The following is an 18,727-nucleotide window of genomic DNA, read 5'->3' as shown; positions in this document are numbered from 1 at the left end:
AAGTAAGAAAAAAACAAAATGTTTCTCGAAAATACAGTAAATCATAAAGAACAGTTTGGGTGGATTGAAGTGATCAGTGGTTCAATGTTTTCAGGTAAAACAGAAGAATTAATTCGACGTCTGAAAAGAGCTCAATTTGCCAAACAAAAAGTCGAAATTTTTAAACCTTCTATCGACACAAGATACCATGACGAACTGGTAATTTCACATGACGCTAACGAAATACGTTCTACACCCGTACCTGCAGCAGCCAATATTGCGATTTTGGCCCAAGGTTGCGACGTAGTTGGTATTGATGAAGCTCAATTTTTTGATGACGAAATCGTAACCGTTTGCAACAATCTAGCCAACCAAGGGATTCGAGTTATTGTTGCTGGTCTAGACATGGATTTTAAAGGTAACCCTTTTGGTCCTATGCCCGCATTAATGGCTACAGCCGAGTATGTAACAAAGGTTCATGCTGTTTGTACTCGAACCGGAAATTTAGCGCATTTTAGTTTTAGAAAAAATGATAGCGATAAATTGGTAATGTTAGGTGAGACAGAAGAATACGAGCCGTTGAGCCGCGGTGCGTATTACCGAGCGATTCAAAAAAATCAAGAAGAATAAATTATTAATCTACATTTTTAAAAAGACTAAGTAATTGGAGTTGTATAACAATTTAATGTAATTGTATAATTTATGATTGTATTATCTACGCTACCTTTGACTGATATTAAATTCAAAAATTATGAGATATATTTATGTAGTACTAGTTTCTTTAATGATTATTTCTTGTAAAAAAGCAGATCAACAAGGCGTTACAGACAGTCAAATGAGTATCGATTCGATCAAGCAAGTAAGTGTTGATTCTATGAAAATGGAAATGGTGAAACAACAAACTATTGATTCAATGAGAGTCGAAATGGCCAATCAAAAAGCGGCAACACCTACACAGACTGTAGTCGTTGAGAAAAGTACTCAAACAACTACTCCTGCTCCTGTAGCAAAAAAGAAATGGAGCGGAACAGCAAAAGGCGCAGTAATTGGAGCCGGAGTTGGAGCTGTAACTGGTGCTGTAGTTAGTAAGAAAAAAGGAACCGGTGCAATAATTGGTGGTTTGGCAGGCGCAGGAATTGGCGCAGGTACGGGAGCTATTATTGATGGTAAAAAATAGGATTCAAAATTGTAAATAAAGAAGGCTGTTTCATTCATTTGAAACAGCCTTCATACTTTTATAACAGATTGGTATTAGATTTTCTTTCTCATCCTTGCCACTGGTATATCAAGTTGCTCTCTATATTTCGCAACAGTCCTTCTTGCAATAGGATACCCTTTATCTTTTAACAATTCAGCCAACTGGTCGTCTGGATGTGGTTTTTTCTTGTCTTCTTCCTCAATAATATTTTGCAATATCTTCTTGATCTCAAGTGTCGATACATCTTCTCCCTGATCATTTTTCATAGCTTCAGAGAAGAATTCTTTTATGAGTTTGGTTCCATAAGGTGTCTCTACATATTTACTATTTGCAACACGAGATATGGTCGAAATATCAAGACCTACCAAATCGGCAATATCCTTTAATATCATCGGTTTCATCATTGTTTCATCTCCATCCAAGAAAAATTCTTCTTGATAGTGCATAATAGCATTCATCGTCACAAATAATGTCTCTTGGCGCTGTCTAATAGCATCAATAAACCATTTGGCAGAATCTAATTTTTGTTTAATAAATTGAACTGCATCCTTTTGATCATTTGACTTGTCACGAGAGTCTTTATAAGTACGCAACATATCTTGGTAATCTTTGGACACATGTAAAGACGGAGCATTACGACCATTTAGCGTCAATTCTAGTTCTCCTTCTACTATTCGAATAGCAAAATCGGGAACTACATTCTCTGTTACTTTATTATTACCGGTAAATGAGCCACCAGGTTTTGGATTTAAACGTTCTATCTCGTGAATCGCTTTTTTAAGCTGCTCATTAGAAACGTTATATTTCTGAATTAATTTATCATAATGTTTTTTAGTGAAGGCATCAAATTGATTTTCGATTATATCAATAGCCAAATCAACATATTCGGTCGGTGTACGATGCTTTAACTGCAATAACAAACATTCTTGTAAATCACGAGCTCCGACTCCAGATGGTTCTAACTCATGAATAACATATAACATTTTTTCTACCATCGCCTCATCTGTGTAAAGTGCTTGAGTAAAAGCCATGTCATCTACTAGGTCAGAAATACTCCTGCGAATGTACCCCATGTCATCAATACTCCCTACTAAAAATTCGGCAATTTGTCGCTCTTCATCATTTAAAATAAAAGTATTCAGCTGATTGATCAAGTCTTGATGAAAACTGATGTTTGCCGCAATTGGCGAATCACGACTCTCGTCATCATCACTGTAATTGTTGGCCTGCGTTTTATAATCTGGTGTGTCATCATCACTTAGATAATCATCGATATTGATGTCATCTGCTTCTATTCTGTCCGAATCGTCGCTTTCATCATAATCCTCGTATTCATCGTTCTCGAACTCATCCTTTTCGTAATCATCTTCATCATTACCAGTCTCCAAGGCCGGATTCTCATTCATTTCTTCCAACAAACGCTGTTCAAAAGCTTGCGTAGGCAATTGAATTAACTTCATCAGCTGTATTTGCTGAGGAGATAATTTCTGAGATAATTTTAAATTTAAAAATTGCTTTAGCATAAAAAAGGGAACTGAAATACTGAGACGCTTAAGTACTGAGTATTATTATGTTATCGAATTAAATATTTTTTATTTCTAGTTTTTTTTTTGGAATCCTAGTAACGAATTACTTTTTATTAGAATTCTGCACTTCCAGGTGTTCTAGGAAACGGTATCACATCTCTAATATTAGACATTCCTGTTACAAATAGAACCAATCTTTCGAAACCAAGACCAAAACCAGAATGCACGGCACTACCAAATCTGCGAGTATCCAAATACCATGATAACTCTTCTTCGTTGATATTTAATGCTTTCATCTTTTCGACCAAGACATCAAATCGTTCTTCACGTTGCGATCCTCCAACAATTTCTCCAATTCCAGGAAAAAGAATATCCATGGCACGCACGGTTTCTTTTCCAGGTTCTGTATCATCATTTAGACGCATATAAAATGCCTTTATATTTGCCGGATAATCAAATAAAATTACCGGACATTTAAAGTGTTTTTCTACCAAATAACGTTCGTGTTCTGACTGTAGATCAGCACCCCATTCGTTTATAATATAATTGAACTTCTTTTTCTTATTGGGAGTGCAATTTCTTAAAATATCAATTGCCTCTGTGTAAGATACGCGTTTAAAATTATTTTTTAATACAAAATCTAATTTCTCTAGCAATGCCATTTCACTTCTTTCCGCCTGAGGTTTTGATTTCTCTTCCTCCAACAAACGACCTTCTAAGAATTTTAAATCCTCAGGACATTTTTCTAAAACGTACTTGATAACGTACTGAATGAAATCTTCCGCCAGATCCATATTGTCATTCAAATCATTAAAAGCAACTTCTGGCTCAATCATCCAGAATTCTGCCAAATGCCTAGAAGTATTTGAATTCTCTGCTCTAAAAGTAGGACCAAAAGTATAAATTTGACCTAAAGCCATAGCGAAAGTTTCTCCTTCTAATTGTCCCGAAACCGTCAAATTGGTTTCTTTACCAAAAAAATCTTCTTTATAATTTACACTTCCGTCTTCTGTTCTCGGCGTATTATCAAATGGCAAAGCGGTTACTTTAAACATTTCTCCTGCTCCCTCCGCATCAGATCCTGTGATGATAGGTGTATTCACATATACAAAGCCTTTTTCTTGAAAGTAACTGTGTACAGCAAATGAGAGTACTGAACGAATTCTCATAATCGCTCCAAATGCATTTGTTCGTACGCGCAAATGTGCATTTTCGCGCAAAAACTCCAAAGAATGTTTTTTAGGCTGCATCGGGAATTTCTCAGGATCAGAATCTCCAAGAATCTCCAAACTACTAACTTGAATTTCGTATTTCTGTCCCGCTCCTTTGCTTTCGACCAAAGCTCCTACAACCGAAACTGCAGCGCCAGTAGTAATTCTTTTTAAAATTTCGTCTGATGTATTTTCAAAATCCACCACACATTGTATATTGTTGATAGTCGAACCATCATTCAAAGCAATAAACTGATTGTTTCTAAAGGTTCTTACCCATCCTTTTGCATTTACTTCTGGCAGTGTCGAGGCACTGTTAAGCAATTCTTTAACCTTTGTATGTTTCATTTTATGGACGTAATTAATTTAAAATGACTGTTTTTTCAACTACAAATATAAATCTTTTGAAGTTATTTTTAAGATGGTATTTGGGTTAGGTGTTATATCTTTTTATTTTCGAAATAAAATCTAATATACAATTTGTAAAAATTTACTACTGTATAATTTTCCAAATCAACCTTTTTAATAGGCAGAATCAAGTTTACAGCGCTCCTATCTATAGAGCTATTAATTAGTTAAGGAGATATTGCATAAATTTCGATCTAATTCCATATTCAAATAATATAATTTTTCAACATAACTATATAAGAACCAGCTTCTACTATCACGCTACCTTTATTTCATATTAATTACCAACCGCCTTAACGAGCTAGCGATGAAAAATAATGGACAATTAAACCTGAATGGTAGCCAAAATATAACCTGGAAAAACCTACCCTTTACTACAGAGGTTGCTCAAAAAACAATAGTACAAAACAGCGGTAAAATTGTTGATAGTTTTTCAGCTGCTATAACGAAGTCAGATGACATTCTTGCAAATGAAGTTCTAAGAGCATTGAAATTAAATCACTGGATTCCTGATGCTCTTTTAAATCTAGAAGTAAAAAATGGGTGGATCACATTAAAAGGAGAGCTTTCTTGCAATTGTCAAGTAGAAGCAACTCAAAAAGTTCTTGAAGGTATTTCTGGGATTGCGGACGTGACCAATTGCATTACAATTAAATTAAAATCAAATGACGAGATACAACGCTCCTATATAGAGAAAGCTATCGCTACCGCTTTCTCACAACTTCATAATGCAATAAAAGTCAAAGTCACCGAAACGGCAGCTACACTTACAGGAACTGTATCGTCATGGAATCAAAAAGAAGAAATCGGCAGGATTGCTTGGAATACTGAAGGAATTTGGATCGTTAAAAATGAAATACAAATTAGTACTAATCAAATTTTTTAGTAGAATATTAAATCGATAATTAATCACAAAATACTACAATATGAAAACTACATCTGAATTAAGTCAAAATATAGCCGAAATAACAGCAAGAATAGAAGCAAATTTTCCTGAATTGGCAAAGTACATACCCGAAATGTCAAAAAATGCACCCAAAGGTGTAGATGATGCTGTTCAAGGATTAGACGATTATTACAAATCGCTGCAAGAATTATTAGCCGAATACTCTGCAACGCACAGCAGCGAATTGGTTCAAAAAACAGAAGACAATACCAACTTTGCAGATCTTCAAGACTATCCAGCATCTGAAGATATTTACCAACAAGGAGTAAAGGAAGCTGGTATTGACCCTGAAGATATTTCTAAAAAGAAAGCGACGGATGATATTCCATATATGAAAAATGAAATCGACTTTACAGAGGATAAAACTGGAGCAGATTTAGATGTTCCAGGTGCGGAGCTGGATGATCAACAAGAAAACATTGGTAGCGAAGATGAAGAAAATAATTATTACAGTTTGGGAGGAGACAATCATAACGATTTAGAAGAGGACAGATCGTAGTAAAATTTCTTTAAAATTTTTTACATAAAAAGCACAGCAAAGCTGTACTTTTCCTTTTTATAACAAATGATATTATTAGGTAAAATTGAAATCTCATAAATTAAATAAAAAATTGTATAACCAAAATGAGCTTTAAAAATAGAACTTTACATACCTATTAATCAACGAATTATTAATAAAATACATAAAATCATGGGAGATCATAAAGACTTAACAAACGCATCAGCAGCAGAGAAAATAAAAGATTTAGCAGAAGACATCAAAACATGTATGTTTTGTACTTACAATGGTGACAAATTAAATTCTAGACCAATGTCTGCTCAAAAAATTGACGACGAAGGAAACTTGTGGTTTCTATCTGATAAAACTAGCGAGAAAAACGAAGAGATTTTGCAAAACCCTAAAGTGGAGCTTTTCTTCTCTGAACCACAAAATCAGTTTTTAACAATACATGGTCACGCCACTATAAGTTATGATCGCGATTTAATCAAAGAATTATTCACTCCAATTGTTAAGGTCTGGATGCCCGAAGGTTCAGACGATCCAAATTTGAGTGTTATTAAGGTGGTTCCAAAAGAAGGTTATTATTGGAACAATAAGCACAATAGAATCGTTGCAATGGCCAAAATGACAACCGCATTTGTTACAGGACAGACAATGGATGATGGAATTGAAGGAAATTTAAAACTTTAAAATACAAGGAGAGTTGGTACTAAACATACTGACTCTCCTTTTTCTTTATAACACTTTGAAATCTAAGGCATTTAGAATTCCTGAAATACTTGCTGTATTATTAAAATATACGTATGCTTCTTTACCTTGCAATTGTATTTTAATTTCTTGCAATTCTTTACTAGAATAGCTGGAGTAAAACGGTTTGGGATTTCCATGAAAACGAACATAAATAAAAGCACCGTTGCTGATAATTGTATTTGGAACATTTGGGTGACTCACACTACAGAACGTGATTTTCATTTTGGCCAGAGCTGCATATACTTCTTCTTTCCACCAACTTTCATGGCGAAACTCAACTACATTTTTAAAATCAGTATTGAGACTAGTCAAAATAAGTTGCAGTCGTTCTGGATTATAAGTAAAACTAGGAGGAAATTGGAACAATATGGGTCCCAATTTTTCTTTTAAATTATTCTGGAGAATTTCATAAAATGATGCAATTATATCTTCGCACATAACCATTTTCCGAACATGTGTGATTTCTTTTGGAGCTTTGATCGAAAATATAAAATTATCAGGTGTTTTTTCATACCAATTTCCAAGTACTCGAGCAGTTGGAAACTTATAAAAACTACCGTTAAACTCATAGCTGTTAAATTGTTTACAGTAATAACTAAACCAGTCTTTTGATGGCAGCTCTTCAGGATAGAAAATACCTTTCCATAACCGATTGTAAAAACTGGAGCAACCTATTATTAGTTGATTTTCCATTGGTTGGTTTTTTAAATGCTATTTCTTTTTCAAAAATCGAACAAAAAAAAGTGCAATTTAAAAAATCGCACTTCTTATACTTTTTACAAGCTGTTTATTCTGCTTCAGCAGCTTCAATATTTACAGCACTTACAGCTACTTCGGTCAATTTTAAATCGGCACCTTTTTCCTCATCTAAGGTTTGTTCTAATAATGTTGCCGCTTCTGCAAAGCCTAATGTTTCTGCAAATTGTCTTAACGTTCCGTAAGTTGCAATTTCATAGTGTTCTATTTTTTGACTCGCAGCTATGATACCAGCGTCACGCACTACGCCTAATTCCGTTTCTTCCATAATGCTTTTACCTTCTTCAATTAGGCCGGCCATAGCATCACATTTTTTTGCAGTTGCTTTTTTACCGATGATTTCAAACACTTTTTCTAGGCGTTTTACTTGCTCTTCTGTTTCTGTCAAGTGGCTATTCAAAGAGTCAATTAGTTCTTCACTAGTTGCATTTTTAACCATTTTAGGAATTGCTTTTGTCAATGCTTTTTCAGCCCAATAGATATCTTTTAAAGAATCTTCAAATAAATCATTTAAACCTGAAGCGGCACTTGATTTAGCTTTGATAGTTCCTTTCTTAGCAGCAGCTTTCTTGCTTGTGTCTTTTTCTTTTTTTTCTGTAGTCTTCATAACGAATAAATTTAGTTGATTAACATATTCAAAATTAAGAAGTTGTATCAAAAATAATCTTACAGAATTCTGTTGTAAATTTACATTTTAAACATTTATCAATTTACTAATAACTGTTAAGCAACAAGTAAGAATGCAATAGTGATTACAGAATAGAGCAGTAGCCCAATTATACTATCATTTGTATGCAAAAAAAATTCCCGCCAAAAGACGGGAATTTTTTTAATTGTTATTTGATAATTATTTAGTCTTCATCCAATTCGAGAATTAAATTGGCTATAAGTGCTGTCCAACCTGTTTGGTGTGATGCGCCTAATCCTTTACCACTGTCTCCATCAAAGAACTCATAAAAGAAATGCTCATCTCTAAAATGTTCATCTCTCGTAAAAAGATTATTTGCATCATCAGAATGATACTGAAACTTTCCTTTTTGATTTGGTTCGAATAATTTGATCAATCGCTTACTCAACTCGTTTGCAATTTGTTTTAAATTCATTTTTACACCAGAACCTGTTGGGAACTCGTACACATATGTAGGACCATAAAAAGTGTAGTACTTACGCAATGACTGAATTATCATATAATTTAATGGCATCCATATTGGACCACGCCAGTTAGAATTTCCTCCAAACATATTAGAACGACTTTCGCCAGGCTCATACTGGATATGGTGATCTCCGTGATGCTTAAATACGAATGGATGCTCTTCATGGTATTTAGACAAAGAACGAATTCCGTAATCTGATAAAAATTCTTTTTCGTCAAGTAAACGAGCCAAAAGATGTTCTAGCCTGAATCCTCTCATAACCGAAAATAGATAATTACCATCCTCATTGGTCTTATCTATATTTGAAATTAAAGAAGCTAAGTCAGGACGTGTTTTAACAATCTCTGCAGCTCGAACTCTAAATTTATTTAACTCCTCAAACAAATCTTTATGAATAATTTCAACAGCAAACAAAGGAATAATACCTACTAATGAGCGAACTCTTAACAAGTCAGTTGTACCACTTGACATTTCGACAACATCATAATAAAAATTATCTTGATCATCCCAAAGAGAAATGTCCTTTTTACCAATATGATGCATTGCCCACGCAATATTCAAAAAGTGTCTAAAGAACTTAATAACCGAGTCCTCATAAACCTTATTTGTCTTAGCTAACTCCAAAGACATACGCAACATGTTTAAGGAGAACATCGCCATCCAACTTGTTGCATCTGCTTGCTGCATTCGAGTAATGCCTTCGGGCATGTGATTACGATCAAAAACCCCAATATTATCGAGACCTAAAAATCCACCTTCAAAAAGGTCTGTACCACTTTTATCTTTTTGATTTACCCACCAAGTAAAGTTCAGTAATAACTTTTGAAAAGCTCTTTCAAGAAATTGTGTATCACCTGTTCCTGTCTTGGTCTTATCCTTATCATATATATTCCAAACTGCCCATGAGTGCACTGGTGGATTTACATCGCTAAAGTTCCACTCGTATGCGGGAATTTGACCATTTGGATGCATATAACCATCTTGCAACACAAGAAGTAATTGTTCTTTGGCAAAATAGGGATCTATTTCTACAAAGGCTGCCATGTGAAAAGCCAAATCCCAAGCTGCATACCATGGATATTCCCACTTATCAGGCATAGATATTACATGTCGGTTATTTAAATGTTGCCAGCTAAAATTTCGTGTAGGGGGTCTATTCGAAGCTTCTTCGCTCGCTCCTCCAAAAAACCACTTGTGTACATCATAGTAATAGAACTGTTTTGTCCATAGCAAACCCGAAAAAGCTTTCTTGGCCAATTCTTGACGATGCTTAGGAATATCCTTTTTTATTACACCATCATAAAATGCCTCACATTCCTCAATTCTTTTAGTAAAAATTGAATCAAAATTTGTCCAAGGATCTTCCACTACCTTTTTACTAAGGCGTACTCTTATCGTTCTTTCTTCTCCTGCTTTCAGCTTCATCTTATGCCATACAGCAACTTTAGAACCGTTTTTTTCAGGATTTACAGTAGGCATTCCGTCTACAACGTGATTATTTATACCGTCTTTTACATAATCAACCTCATTTGGTGAGTTGTATATACGTTCATTGTTCGTCTCATTTTCGCAAAATAGCTGCTCACCCTTTTCATGATAAAAGTAATAGTTTCCATTTCGACTGCTTCGAGAATGAATACTGTTATCTGTCAAAGTTTTCATACTAGGACGCGTAAATTTCTGATTGTGCTTCCAAAAATTACGAAACCAAAGATGTGGCAATACATGAATATCAGCTGCCTTTTTACCTCTGTTAATGACAGTGACTTTCATCAAAATATCATCTACATCGGCTTTGGCATATTCGATAAAACAGTCAAAATAGGCATTGTTTTTAAAACTATCTGTATCGATAATTTCGTATTCTGACTCTTCTCTACTACGTCGGTTTTTCTCGATTAACTCCGAATACGGAAATTCTCTTTGCGGATATTTGTATAAATATTTGCTATACGAATGTGTTGGAGACGAAACTTGATGAAAATAAAGTTCTTTGACATCTTCTCCATGATTCCCTTGATTATTTGTTAGTCCAAACAACCTTTCTTTTAAAATTGGATCTTTACCATTCCAAAATGCAGGAGCCAAGCATAAGATTTCACGAGAATCACAATAACCTCCAATGCCCTCTTCACCCCATCTATAGGCATTACTGCGGGCTTTATCATGATTGATAAATTCCCATGCATTTTCATCTTCACTATAATCTTCACGAACAGTACCCCATTGTCTTTCGGCTAAATAAGGCCCCCATTTTTTCCAATTTTTGTAGGTATCGTCAATGGCTAATCTTTCTACTTCAGAAGTGGTATTATTGGTCATATTCTGTCATTCAAGTATTTAAAATCTATTTATAAAACTACAGTCTAACTGCTAGTCTTAGGTCTAAAGTAACTATTTTTTAAACAAGTTACTCGATATGCGTTTAGTATTCCTTAATTCGAAAAAAAAGTTATACCCTTTTTTATAGTTCTAAAAAAAAAGTACTATTAATTATATTTAAACTAATAGTACTACTTTATTTTGAAGTTTTATTATTAATCTGGTTTTGCAATTACATCTACTGTAGGTTCTTTGAACTCCTGCTTATTGGCCAAAGATTTGTTTAAAGTCAGCACCAGACATGGCAACAATAATAAATTGGACAACATACCAAATAAAAGTGTCATTGCAATCAATCCTCCAAGTGCGACTGTACCTCCAAAATCGGAAAGCAGAAACACTGAAAATCCTGCAAATAAAACTACAGATGTATAAAACATGCTAAGTCCAGCTTCTTTTAAAGTTGCGAAAACTGATTTTTTTATCTTCCAATTATTATTGGTAAGTTCTTGACGATATTGTGCTAAGAAGTGAATCGTATCATCTACAGAGAGTCCAAATGCGATACTAAATACCAATATAGTTGATGGCTTAAGAGGAATACCGAAGTACCCCATTAATCCTGCGGTAATCATTAATGGCAGTAAATTTGGAATCAATGATACAACCACCATTTTGAAGGATCGGAACATAAAAACCATAAGCATACAAATCAAAAACACTGCAAAGAGCAATGAAGAAACCAAATTGTCTAGTAAGTATTTAGTCCCCTTTTCAAAGACCAAAGCTTTACCAGTCATTATCACATTGTAGCGTTCCTTTGGGAATATTTTATTAGTTTTCGCCAATAATTCGTCTTCAATTTTGGCCATGTTTCCTGTGCCAATATCTTTCATAAAAGTAGTGATGCGTGCCGTTTGTCCATCGGCATCAACATAACTTTTCATTATATTTTCTTTTGTGTTTTTTGTCGCATTTTTGGCATAACTCAGAATAAAACTTTGTTCTTGCGAACTTGGTAGTTCGTAATAATCGGGATTACCATTGTAGTATGCTTGTTTCGAATACTTCACCAAATTGACAATGGAGATAGGTTTAGATAATTCTGGAATAGAATCGATAACCTTTTGCAACTCGTCCATTTTCTTTAAAGTAGACGACTTCATCACTCCTTTTTTCCTCTTAGTATCAACCATAATTTCTAGCGGCATAACTCCATTGAATTCTTTTTCAAAAAAAACAATATCCTTAAAAAAGTCAGTATCATGAGGCATGTCCTCAATCATACTCCCAGAGGTTTGAATTTTGACCGCACCAAAACTACTTACTATAAACAGAACAATAGCTACCGCATAAACGTAACGTCGATTGTACTTGACCATTTTCTCAATCCATTCCATGAAAAATTTGGTATAGTTTCGGTTTAAATGCTTTAAATGCTTGGCCTTAGGTACAGGTTGATAGCTGTAATAAATAGGAATTGTAATCAAGCACAAAAAGAATAATGCCATGATACTTAATGACGAAATTATTCCGAACTCTTTTAGCAGTTGACTACTTGTAATAACAAAGGTTGCAAAACCAGCAGCGGTGGTCAAATTGGTCATCAAGGTAGCGGTACCTACTTTTGTTATAACTCTTTGCAGTGCTTTGGCTTTATTACCATGTAAAACATATTCTTGCTGGTATTTGTTGGTCAAGAAAATACAGTTTGGGATTCCGATAACAATCACCAAAGTTGGTACCAAGGCCGTAAGCACCGTGATATGGTAATTGAACAATCCTAGCAGTCCAAAGGTCCACATTACCCCAACAACAACAATCAAAATCGCAATCGTTGTGGCCCTAAAGGATCGAAAGAAGAAAAAGAAAATGATAGATGTTATTAATAAAGAGACACCAATAAATAAACTAATTTCGTTAAGAATGTTTAGTGCATTTAATGTTCGAATATACGGCATACCCGACACGCGCAAATCAACACCCGTTTCTTTCTCAAATGCCTTGATTTTTGGAAGAAAATCATTGACTATGTAATCCTTACGACCTGCTGTATTGACGACATCCTTATTCATGTAAATAGCAGAACGCAAACTACCATTCTTTTTACTATAGAGTAATCCTTCGTAAAATGGCATATTCTGAAGTAAATCCTTTTTTATCGAATTTAGATACTCTTGTGAATTTGTTTTGGAAGGGTCAACAAATGAAACCATCTCAAAAGTTTGAAGCGAATCATTTTTCTTGAGTTGTTTTAAGTCATTTACAGACACAACCAAATCAATTTGCTTTTGTGCTTTAATTTCAGTCATCAATTTAGTCCAAGCTTCAAAAACTTTGGGAGTAAAAAACGCTTCGTCTTTAACACCAACAACAATTAAGTTTCCTTCTTCTCCAAATTTGTCGAGAAAAGCATTGTATTCTGTATTGACGCTATTATTTTCTGGTAAAAGAGTAGCTTCGGTAAATGAAAATTGAATGTTTTTCCATTGATAAGCAAGTAATATAGTTATCAATAAGATAAGGCCAAGAATGGCAAGTCTGTTTTTAAGTACGATTCGGGCAATAAATTCCCAGAAACCTACTTTAAAGAGTTTTTTCATATGTGATTTAAAATGAGGCCAAAGGTAATAAAAACACTAGTAGCAGAGCAATTTATTTGTAAACTTTAGAATAATTTTAGTGTTTTTAAACCAGTAAAATTCTTTAAAAAAGTAATTTTCAAGATGTAAAACATATTATAGAATTTAGCATCTTTGTGAAGGCAAATAAAAAATATCACATGTTAAAAAAATACAGAAATACACTGTTTTATTTGGGAGTTACTGGAGGTTTCTCTGCGCTAATTTACTGGATAATCAACCAAGGAACTTTGCTAGAAAAGAAAGATGCCGCGGTTACTATTAAAGCATCAGGTGACTCTTGGAGTGACTTCATTCATTCAATGCTAGAAAATTTTCAAGACCCTCTGGCCATCCTCTTGGCACAAATAGTAATGATTATTTTGACAGCCAGATTATTCGGCTGGATTTTTAAAAAAATAGGCCAACCAACTGTAATTGGCGAAATCATCGCTGGAATTGTTTTAGGTCCATCGCTAGTGGGTATGTATTTTCCCGAATTTTCTGCTGCCTTATTTCCAGCTGCATCGCTCGGTAACTTAAAGTTTTTGAGTCAAATTGGATTGATTTTATTCATGTTTGTTATCGGAATGGAATTAGACATGAAGGTGCTCAAAAACAAAGCTAGCGAGGCGATAGTCATAAGTCATGCAAGTATCATTATTCCGTTTGCTATGGGGATTGGGTTGTCGTACTTTGTTTATGACCAATTTGCTCCCGTGGGAGTCGAGTTTCTTTCATTTAGTTTGTTTATGGGAATCGCCATGAGCATTACTGCTTTTCCGGTATTGGCGCGCATCGTACAGGAACGTGGAATTCATAAAACAAGATTGGGTGCCATCGTCATCACCTGCGCTGCGGCCGATGACATTACTGCATGGTGCTTGCTTGCTGTTGTTATTGCGATCGTAAAAGCTGGCGATTTTGTTGGTTCTTTATATGTTATCTCACTTGCTTTAGTGTATGTTTTGGCGATGATATTTATCGTAAAGCCATTCTTAAAAAGAATTGGAGATTTATATGCCGAAAAAGAAAATATTGGAAAACCTTTAATTGCCATCTTCTTCCTGATTTTAATAATGTCATCTTATGCCACAGAGGTAATTGGAATTCACGCGCTCTTTGGTGCTTTTATGATGGGTGCAATTATGCCCGACATCTCAAAGTTTAGAATGATTTTTATCGAAAAAATTGAAGATGTAGCCGTTATACTTTTACTCCCATTGTTTTTTGTGTTTACCGGACTTAATACGCAAGTAGGATTAATCAATGACGCTTATCTCTGGAAGATAACGGGTGCAATCATAGCAGTTGCAGTTATAGGAAAATTTATTGGTAGTGCACTTGCCGCAAAATTTGTTGGTCAAAACTGGCATGACAGCTTAACGATTGGTGCATTGATGAATACCCGTGGTTTGATGGAGTTAATCGTTTTAAACATTGGTTTGGAATTAAAAGTTTTAACGCCAGAAGTATTTACTATGATGGTTATCATGGCATTGGTGACTACTTTTATGACTGGGCCCGCATTGGATTTGCTCAATTTTATTTTTAAGTATAAAAAAGAATCTGAGATAGAGGAAATTACAGACGATGATACCTATAGAGTTCTAATCTCATTTGGAAATAATGAAAAAGGGAAATCGTTACTTCGACTGGCCCATAGCTTAACCAAAAAACAAAAAAAGTCTTCTGTTATTACTGCAATGCACCTAACGCAAAGTGATGAATTACATTCCTTCAATCGAGAGGAAATAGAAAAGGAAAGTTTCGAACCTATTTTTGAAGAATCTAATCTTTTAGGAGCAAACGTTGACTCTTTATTTAGAGTTACCAATGACATAGAGTCTGAGATTGCAGATGTTGCCAATCATGGTGATTATGATTTGCTATTGGTAGGTTTGGGAAAATCAATATTTGAAGGAACCTTGTTGGGGAAAGTTATTGGTTTTACAACCCGAATAATTAATCCAGACAGATTGATTGATAAATTTAAAGGAAAAGAAGGTCTGTTCGAAAATTCTCCCTTTGACGAAAGAACGCGCCAAATTGTTGCTAAGACAAAAAAGCCGCTGGGTATTTTAATCGACAATGATTTACAAGATGCAAATCAAGTATTTGTACCGATTTTGAAATCTGACGATACTATTTTGATTGATTTTGTACAGAAATTAATCTACAATAATCACAGTAAAATTACAGTTCTTGATATGAACGGGTATGTCAAAAATAATTTTGTAATTCAAAGTGCTATTGCTTCGCTTTTACAAAAATACCCCGATAATATTGAAGTAATTAATGAGAAAGGAATGTCTGTTGATTTGCTACAACAGCAGGATTTAATGTTAATTAGTTTGGCAAGTTGGAAAACAATCTTAGATTCTGATAACGAATGGTTGGATGATGTTCCTTCTGTATTAATTATTAAACCTTAAAAAAATGAGTTGGATTTTATTGATTATTGGCGGTTTGTTTGAAGTAGCATTTGCATCATGTTTAGGCAAGGCAAAAGAGACTACAGGCATGGAATCGACTTACTGGATTATCGGATTTTTAGCTTCTTTAACCGTGAGCATGATTTTACTGTACAAAGCTACTCAAGTATTACCTATAGGCACAGCATATGCAGTATGGACCGGCATTGGCGCAGTTGGAACAGTCTTGGTGGGAATATTGGTATTTAAAGAACCCGCAACTTTTTGGCGTGTATTTTTCTTATCAACTTTAATTATGTCAATAATCGGGCTAAAGGCGGTATCTAGCCACTAGAGACCAATATTTATAACAAAACTAAGTTTTACTGCAATATTGTCTTCAAAATTTGGTAATTGATTAGGACCATAGCGGTAAAATGCCGTTAATCCCAATCCACTCAATATTTGATTAAGTTCTATTCCAGATTCAAAGTAGCCTTCATTTAGCGTTTTATAATTCAAACCGAGGTGTTGCTCCGGCTTGTCCAAATTACCCCAAGCCATACGTGACACCAAAACCAAAGAAGGCTTCACTTTCGAAAATAATTTCAGTCTATTGAAGCTGTGTTTGAATTGAAAAAATGCAAACTCACTAGAGAAAAACTCATTAAAATACATGGTTTCAAAACTATTTTTACCAGCAAATGTTATCCTCTGTATGATCGTTTCTTTAGTAATATTATTTGGTGAAGTATTGTACAAATGAGTTAATGGCACATCTCCTAACGCATACCCTCCTTGAAAAAGTAAATTGGTTTTTTGACCATTTAAGTATTTCTTTTCATACTCTGTTTTAAAATCAAATTTGGTAAATTCAAAATCATTTTCAAAAGCTTTGGGCAGCGTTTTTGTAATTTGAAAAGTGAATTTAGGAAAACGCTTTTCTATTTCAATTCGTCCAGTTGGTGTTTGCATATAGTCACTAAAAGGATTCCACTGCAAAGATACCTTGGCCGTTGTCATTTGATAGTAAGTATAAAGTCGGTTATTCAGATTGTATACATAATCAAATTTCGGTAAAACCTCTGTATGTGACAATTCCCAAATACTTTCCGTTTTAGGAATGATAGCAGTCTCAATATAAGATTTATAACTCACATAGTTGTAGAAAGTACTTATGTTGATTGGTCTTGGATCATAGAGTTTAAACGGCTTTTTATCGATGGCAAAAGTAGTACTTGCAATCTCACCTACATCATCTGTATATGAAGCTCCAATCCACGAATTAGAAAACTTACCAACGCGCACTGCAGCTCCCAAATGGTATTTGAATGCACCATCTTTCGTACCATAGGCGGAGTATCCGTCGATCTTAATTATTTTTGAAAAACGTTCATTTGTTACACCACCAAAACCCAAACGAAAGCCTTCGTAATTGTTGTAACGAAATATTCTGCGCAAGTCCAAATCAAAAAAGCCTAAAGGTAAATATCCATTATATACTTTTCGTCCAAAACGAATTTTACTCTCCAATCGCTTTCTTAAAAACAAACTATCCAGAGCCAGATAAGTTTTTTGCTCCCTTACATCCAAAGAATCTTTACGGTATTTATCCCAAAAGTCTTCGGTTTTATTCAGTGCATTGTCTTTAATTTCAATGCTAACAAATGATTTCTTGACAGTTAAAGGTGCATTAAACCGAAAGTCAAAATTATCAGTTTCTGAGGTTACGTATACATAATCGGATGGCTGTTTTTCTCTTGTTGATAGGTTGTCTTCAAAATCACCATCAAACTGAATAGTCCCTCCTAATATTTTGATATCATCGTCATTTTTACCCTTTACAATCCTGAATTTTTTCGAAATAGGAAACCACATCTTTTCCTGAGGAACATACTCAAACTCATGCGTGCCACTGATGTCTAAAACACCTTTAATTCTCATTACTGCCTTTGCGACAGCAGCACTACTTTTGTCTATATATAAAATTCCTTCTAAACCTGCAGCCTTACTCTTCTTCTTGTTTTTAAAGTGAACCATATATGTCATTCTGCCCTCTATTTCTAAAGTGTCGAGCAATTTATAACTGTATTCTTTAAGTGCATTTTTGGATAATGGACTACTATATTTGGTTTCAAATAACTCATATCGTTCATCATAGACAGAAAACGACTGCAAGTTAAATCCAATAATTTCATAAATAGGCTGCTTTAATCCCGCCATTTTTGTCCCCAAAATAGTTTCTTTTAAAGCATTGTCTTTATATTGAAAATTTGACACTTTTTCTGTTAGAAAAAGATGGTGTTTGTCAATTACTTCTTTGAATTTAAACTTTGTGGAATCTACTTTTTGAAAAATAAGTCCGCGCCTTTTCTGAATAAAAATTGAATCTAATTTTCCGACTATCGAATCTGGATGTGCACTTACTAATAGCTTATTATATGATTTAAATTCAAAACTATTAAGCTTCACCTTTGGATTATTTGCCTCTTTTGATGCTATAGCTTTCTTTATTATTAGTGTCGCAGGATTGATATTGTTACTAAGTACTTCCTCTAGAGCGGTGGTCTTAGGTAGGAGATTGACAAGATAATAGCTAACGCTGCCCGTAATAATATGCTGCGTAGTTGTATACCCAATATAAGAAGCCTCAAAGACAGGGTTGGATGTTGGGATGGTTACCGCAAATTTCCCATCTACGTCTGTTATAGTTTTATGATTAGTATCGAAAGTTATCGTAGCAAACGGAAGTCCTTTGCTCGTCTCTGCATTTTTCACAACACCACTTATTCGCACTTGTGCTTGTAGGGTTAATGAAGTAAATAAAAGAAAGAAATAAAAATATTTCATAAAAAAGTTTCTAATCAAACGTAAAGGACGTCAATTTGTTATGGCAAAAATAGAATAAAAAAGTCCGTCTACAGTGTAAACGGACTTTTA

14 protein-coding genes are annotated in these 18,727 nt (G+C 34.4%); 7 read left to right on the top strand and 7 right to left on the bottom strand.

The features are described from left to right. The first annotated feature begins 18 nt into the window (after positions 1–18). Positions 19–609 carry a thymidine kinase gene (locus LXH21_RS06925; protein WP_239863525.1) on the top strand — a complete coding sequence of 197 codons (591 nt, stop codon included), beginning with the start codon at positions 19–21 and terminating at the stop codon, positions 607–609. 121 nt (positions 610–730) lie between these two features. After that, complete coding sequence (locus LXH21_RS06920) at positions 731–1,156, top strand: glycine zipper family protein (protein WP_239863524.1); 426 nt, start codon at positions 731–733, stop codon at positions 1,154–1,156. A gap of 74 nt (positions 1,157–1,230) precedes the next feature. On the opposite strand, the gene rpoN is transcribed toward LXH21_RS06920, so the two are convergent. Together rpoN and asnS are read right to left on the bottom strand one after the other, a co-directional pair. Then, positions 1,231–2,700, bottom strand: coding sequence for an RNA polymerase factor sigma-54 (rpoN, locus tag LXH21_RS06915; protein WP_239863523.1), 1,470 nt, complete (start codon positions 2,698–2,700; stop codon positions 1,231–1,233). A 116-nt stretch (positions 2,701–2,816) separates the two neighbouring features. Beyond that, a complete protein-coding gene (gene asnS / locus LXH21_RS06910) occupies positions 2,817–4,262 on the bottom strand; it encodes an asparagine--tRNA ligase (protein ID WP_239863522.1) in 1,446 nt (481 codons plus the stop codon). A 367-nt stretch (positions 4,263–4,629) separates the two neighbouring features. Between asnS and LXH21_RS06905 the strand changes: the two genes are divergently transcribed. The 3 genes from LXH21_RS06905 (at position 4,630) to LXH21_RS06895 (ending at position 6,460) form a co-directional block, all read left to right on the top strand. Then, complete coding sequence (locus LXH21_RS06905) at positions 4,630–5,208, top strand: BON domain-containing protein (RefSeq protein WP_239863521.1); 579 nt, start codon at positions 4,630–4,632, stop codon at positions 5,206–5,208. Between the two features lie 40 nt (positions 5,209–5,248). Continuing rightward, positions 5,249–5,767, top strand: a complete 519-nt coding sequence (locus LXH21_RS06900) for a hypothetical protein (RefSeq protein ID WP_239863520.1) — start codon at positions 5,249–5,251, stop codon at positions 5,765–5,767. A gap of 192 nt (positions 5,768–5,959) precedes the next feature. After that, positions 5,960–6,460: a pyridoxamine 5'-phosphate oxidase family protein gene (locus LXH21_RS06895; protein ID WP_239863519.1), complete on the top strand. Its 501-nt coding sequence runs from the start codon at positions 5,960–5,962 to the stop codon at positions 6,458–6,460. Between the two features lie 45 nt (positions 6,461–6,505). Here LXH21_RS06895 and LXH21_RS06890 read toward each other — a convergent pair whose 3' ends face one another. The 4 genes from LXH21_RS06890 to LXH21_RS06875 form a co-directional block, all read right to left on the bottom strand. After that, positions 6,506–7,213, bottom strand: coding sequence for a DUF72 domain-containing protein (locus LXH21_RS06890; protein WP_239863518.1), 708 nt, complete (start codon positions 7,211–7,213; stop codon positions 6,506–6,508). 94 nt (positions 7,214–7,307) lie between these two features. Further along, entirely contained in the window at positions 7,308–7,883 is a 576-nt protein-coding gene (locus tag LXH21_RS06885) for a YciE/YciF ferroxidase family protein (protein WP_239863517.1), read from the bottom strand. A 244-nt stretch (positions 7,884–8,127) separates the two neighbouring features. After that, positions 8,128–10,752, bottom strand: a complete 2,625-nt coding sequence (locus LXH21_RS06880) for an MGH1-like glycoside hydrolase domain-containing protein (protein ID WP_239863516.1) — start codon at positions 10,750–10,752, stop codon at positions 8,128–8,130. A gap of 215 nt (positions 10,753–10,967) precedes the next feature. Continuing rightward, the gene (locus LXH21_RS06875; protein ID WP_239863515.1) at positions 10,968–13,355 is read right to left on the bottom strand and encodes an efflux RND transporter permease subunit; all 2,388 of its coding nucleotides are present in this window, start codon (positions 13,353–13,355) and stop codon (positions 10,968–10,970) included. A 179-nt stretch (positions 13,356–13,534) separates the two neighbouring features. Between LXH21_RS06875 and LXH21_RS06870 the strand changes: the two genes are divergently transcribed. Continuing rightward, positions 13,535–15,808 (top strand): cation:proton antiporter, encoded by a 2,274-nt coding sequence (locus LXH21_RS06870; RefSeq protein WP_239863514.1) that lies wholly within the window; start codon positions 13,535–13,537, stop codon positions 15,806–15,808. 4 nt (positions 15,809–15,812) lie between these two features. Further along, positions 15,813–16,142, top strand: coding sequence for a DMT family transporter (locus LXH21_RS06865; protein ID WP_239863513.1), 330 nt, complete (start codon positions 15,813–15,815; stop codon positions 16,140–16,142). On the opposite strand, the gene LXH21_RS06860 is transcribed toward LXH21_RS06865, so the two are convergent. Beyond that, positions 16,139–18,637, bottom strand: a complete 2,499-nt coding sequence (locus LXH21_RS06860; RefSeq protein ID WP_239863512.1) for a DUF5686 family protein — start codon at positions 18,635–18,637, stop codon at positions 16,139–16,141. The two genes, LXH21_RS06865 and LXH21_RS06860, sit on opposite strands and share 4 nt — an antisense overlap. Positions 18,638–18,727: the final 90 nt, after the last annotated feature.

Source organism: Flavobacterium algicola, assembly GCF_022399565.1.
GTDB lineage: Bacteria > Bacteroidota > Bacteroidia > Flavobacteriales > Flavobacteriaceae > Flavobacterium > Flavobacterium algicola.
The sequence above is the reverse complement of the archived record's forward strand: the minus strand, read 5'-3'. Positions and strand labels throughout refer to the sequence as shown.

What these genes read in the sequence shown, in the direction of transcription:
- LXH21_RS06880 (WP_239863516.1), bottom strand. Translation starts at nt 10,752, where the DNA reads ATGACCAATAATACCACTTCTGAAGTAGAAAGATTAGCCATTGACGAT.
- LXH21_RS06895 (WP_239863519.1), top strand. Translation starts at nt 5,960, where the DNA reads ATGGGAGATCATAAAGACTTAACAAACGCATCAGCAGCAGAGAAAATA.
- LXH21_RS06890 (WP_239863518.1), bottom strand. Translation starts at nt 7,213, where the DNA reads ATGGAAAATCAACTAATAATAGGTTGCTCCAGTTTTTACAATCGGTTA.
- LXH21_RS06860 (WP_239863512.1), bottom strand. Translation starts at nt 18,637, where the DNA reads ATGAAATATTTTTATTTCTTTCTTTTATTTACTTCATTAACCCTACAA.
- LXH21_RS06900 (WP_239863520.1), top strand. Translation starts at nt 5,249, where the DNA reads ATGAAAACTACATCTGAATTAAGTCAAAATATAGCCGAAATAACAGCA.
- LXH21_RS06870 (WP_239863514.1), top strand. Translation starts at nt 13,535, where the DNA reads ATGTTAAAAAAATACAGAAATACACTGTTTTATTTGGGAGTTACTGGA.
- asnS (WP_239863522.1), bottom strand. Translation starts at nt 4,262, where the DNA reads ATGAAACATACAAAGGTTAAAGAATTGCTTAACAGTGCCTCGACACTG.
- LXH21_RS06865 (WP_239863513.1), top strand. Translation starts at nt 15,813, where the DNA reads ATGAGTTGGATTTTATTGATTATTGGCGGTTTGTTTGAAGTAGCATTT.
- rpoN (WP_239863523.1), bottom strand. Translation starts at nt 2,700, where the DNA reads ATGCTAAAGCAATTTTTAAATTTAAAATTATCTCAGAAATTATCTCCT.
- LXH21_RS06875 (WP_239863515.1), bottom strand. Translation starts at nt 13,355, where the DNA reads ATGAAAAAACTCTTTAAAGTAGGTTTCTGGGAATTTATTGCCCGAATC.
- LXH21_RS06885 (WP_239863517.1), bottom strand. Translation starts at nt 7,883, where the DNA reads ATGAAGACTACAGAAAAAAAAGAAAAAGACACAAGCAAGAAAGCTGCT.
- LXH21_RS06920 (WP_239863524.1), top strand. Translation starts at nt 731, where the DNA reads ATGAGATATATTTATGTAGTACTAGTTTCTTTAATGATTATTTCTTGT.
- LXH21_RS06905 (WP_239863521.1), top strand. Translation starts at nt 4,630, where the DNA reads ATGAAAAATAATGGACAATTAAACCTGAATGGTAGCCAAAATATAACC.
- LXH21_RS06925 (WP_239863525.1), top strand. Translation starts at nt 19, where the DNA reads ATGTTTCTCGAAAATACAGTAAATCATAAAGAACAGTTTGGGTGGATT.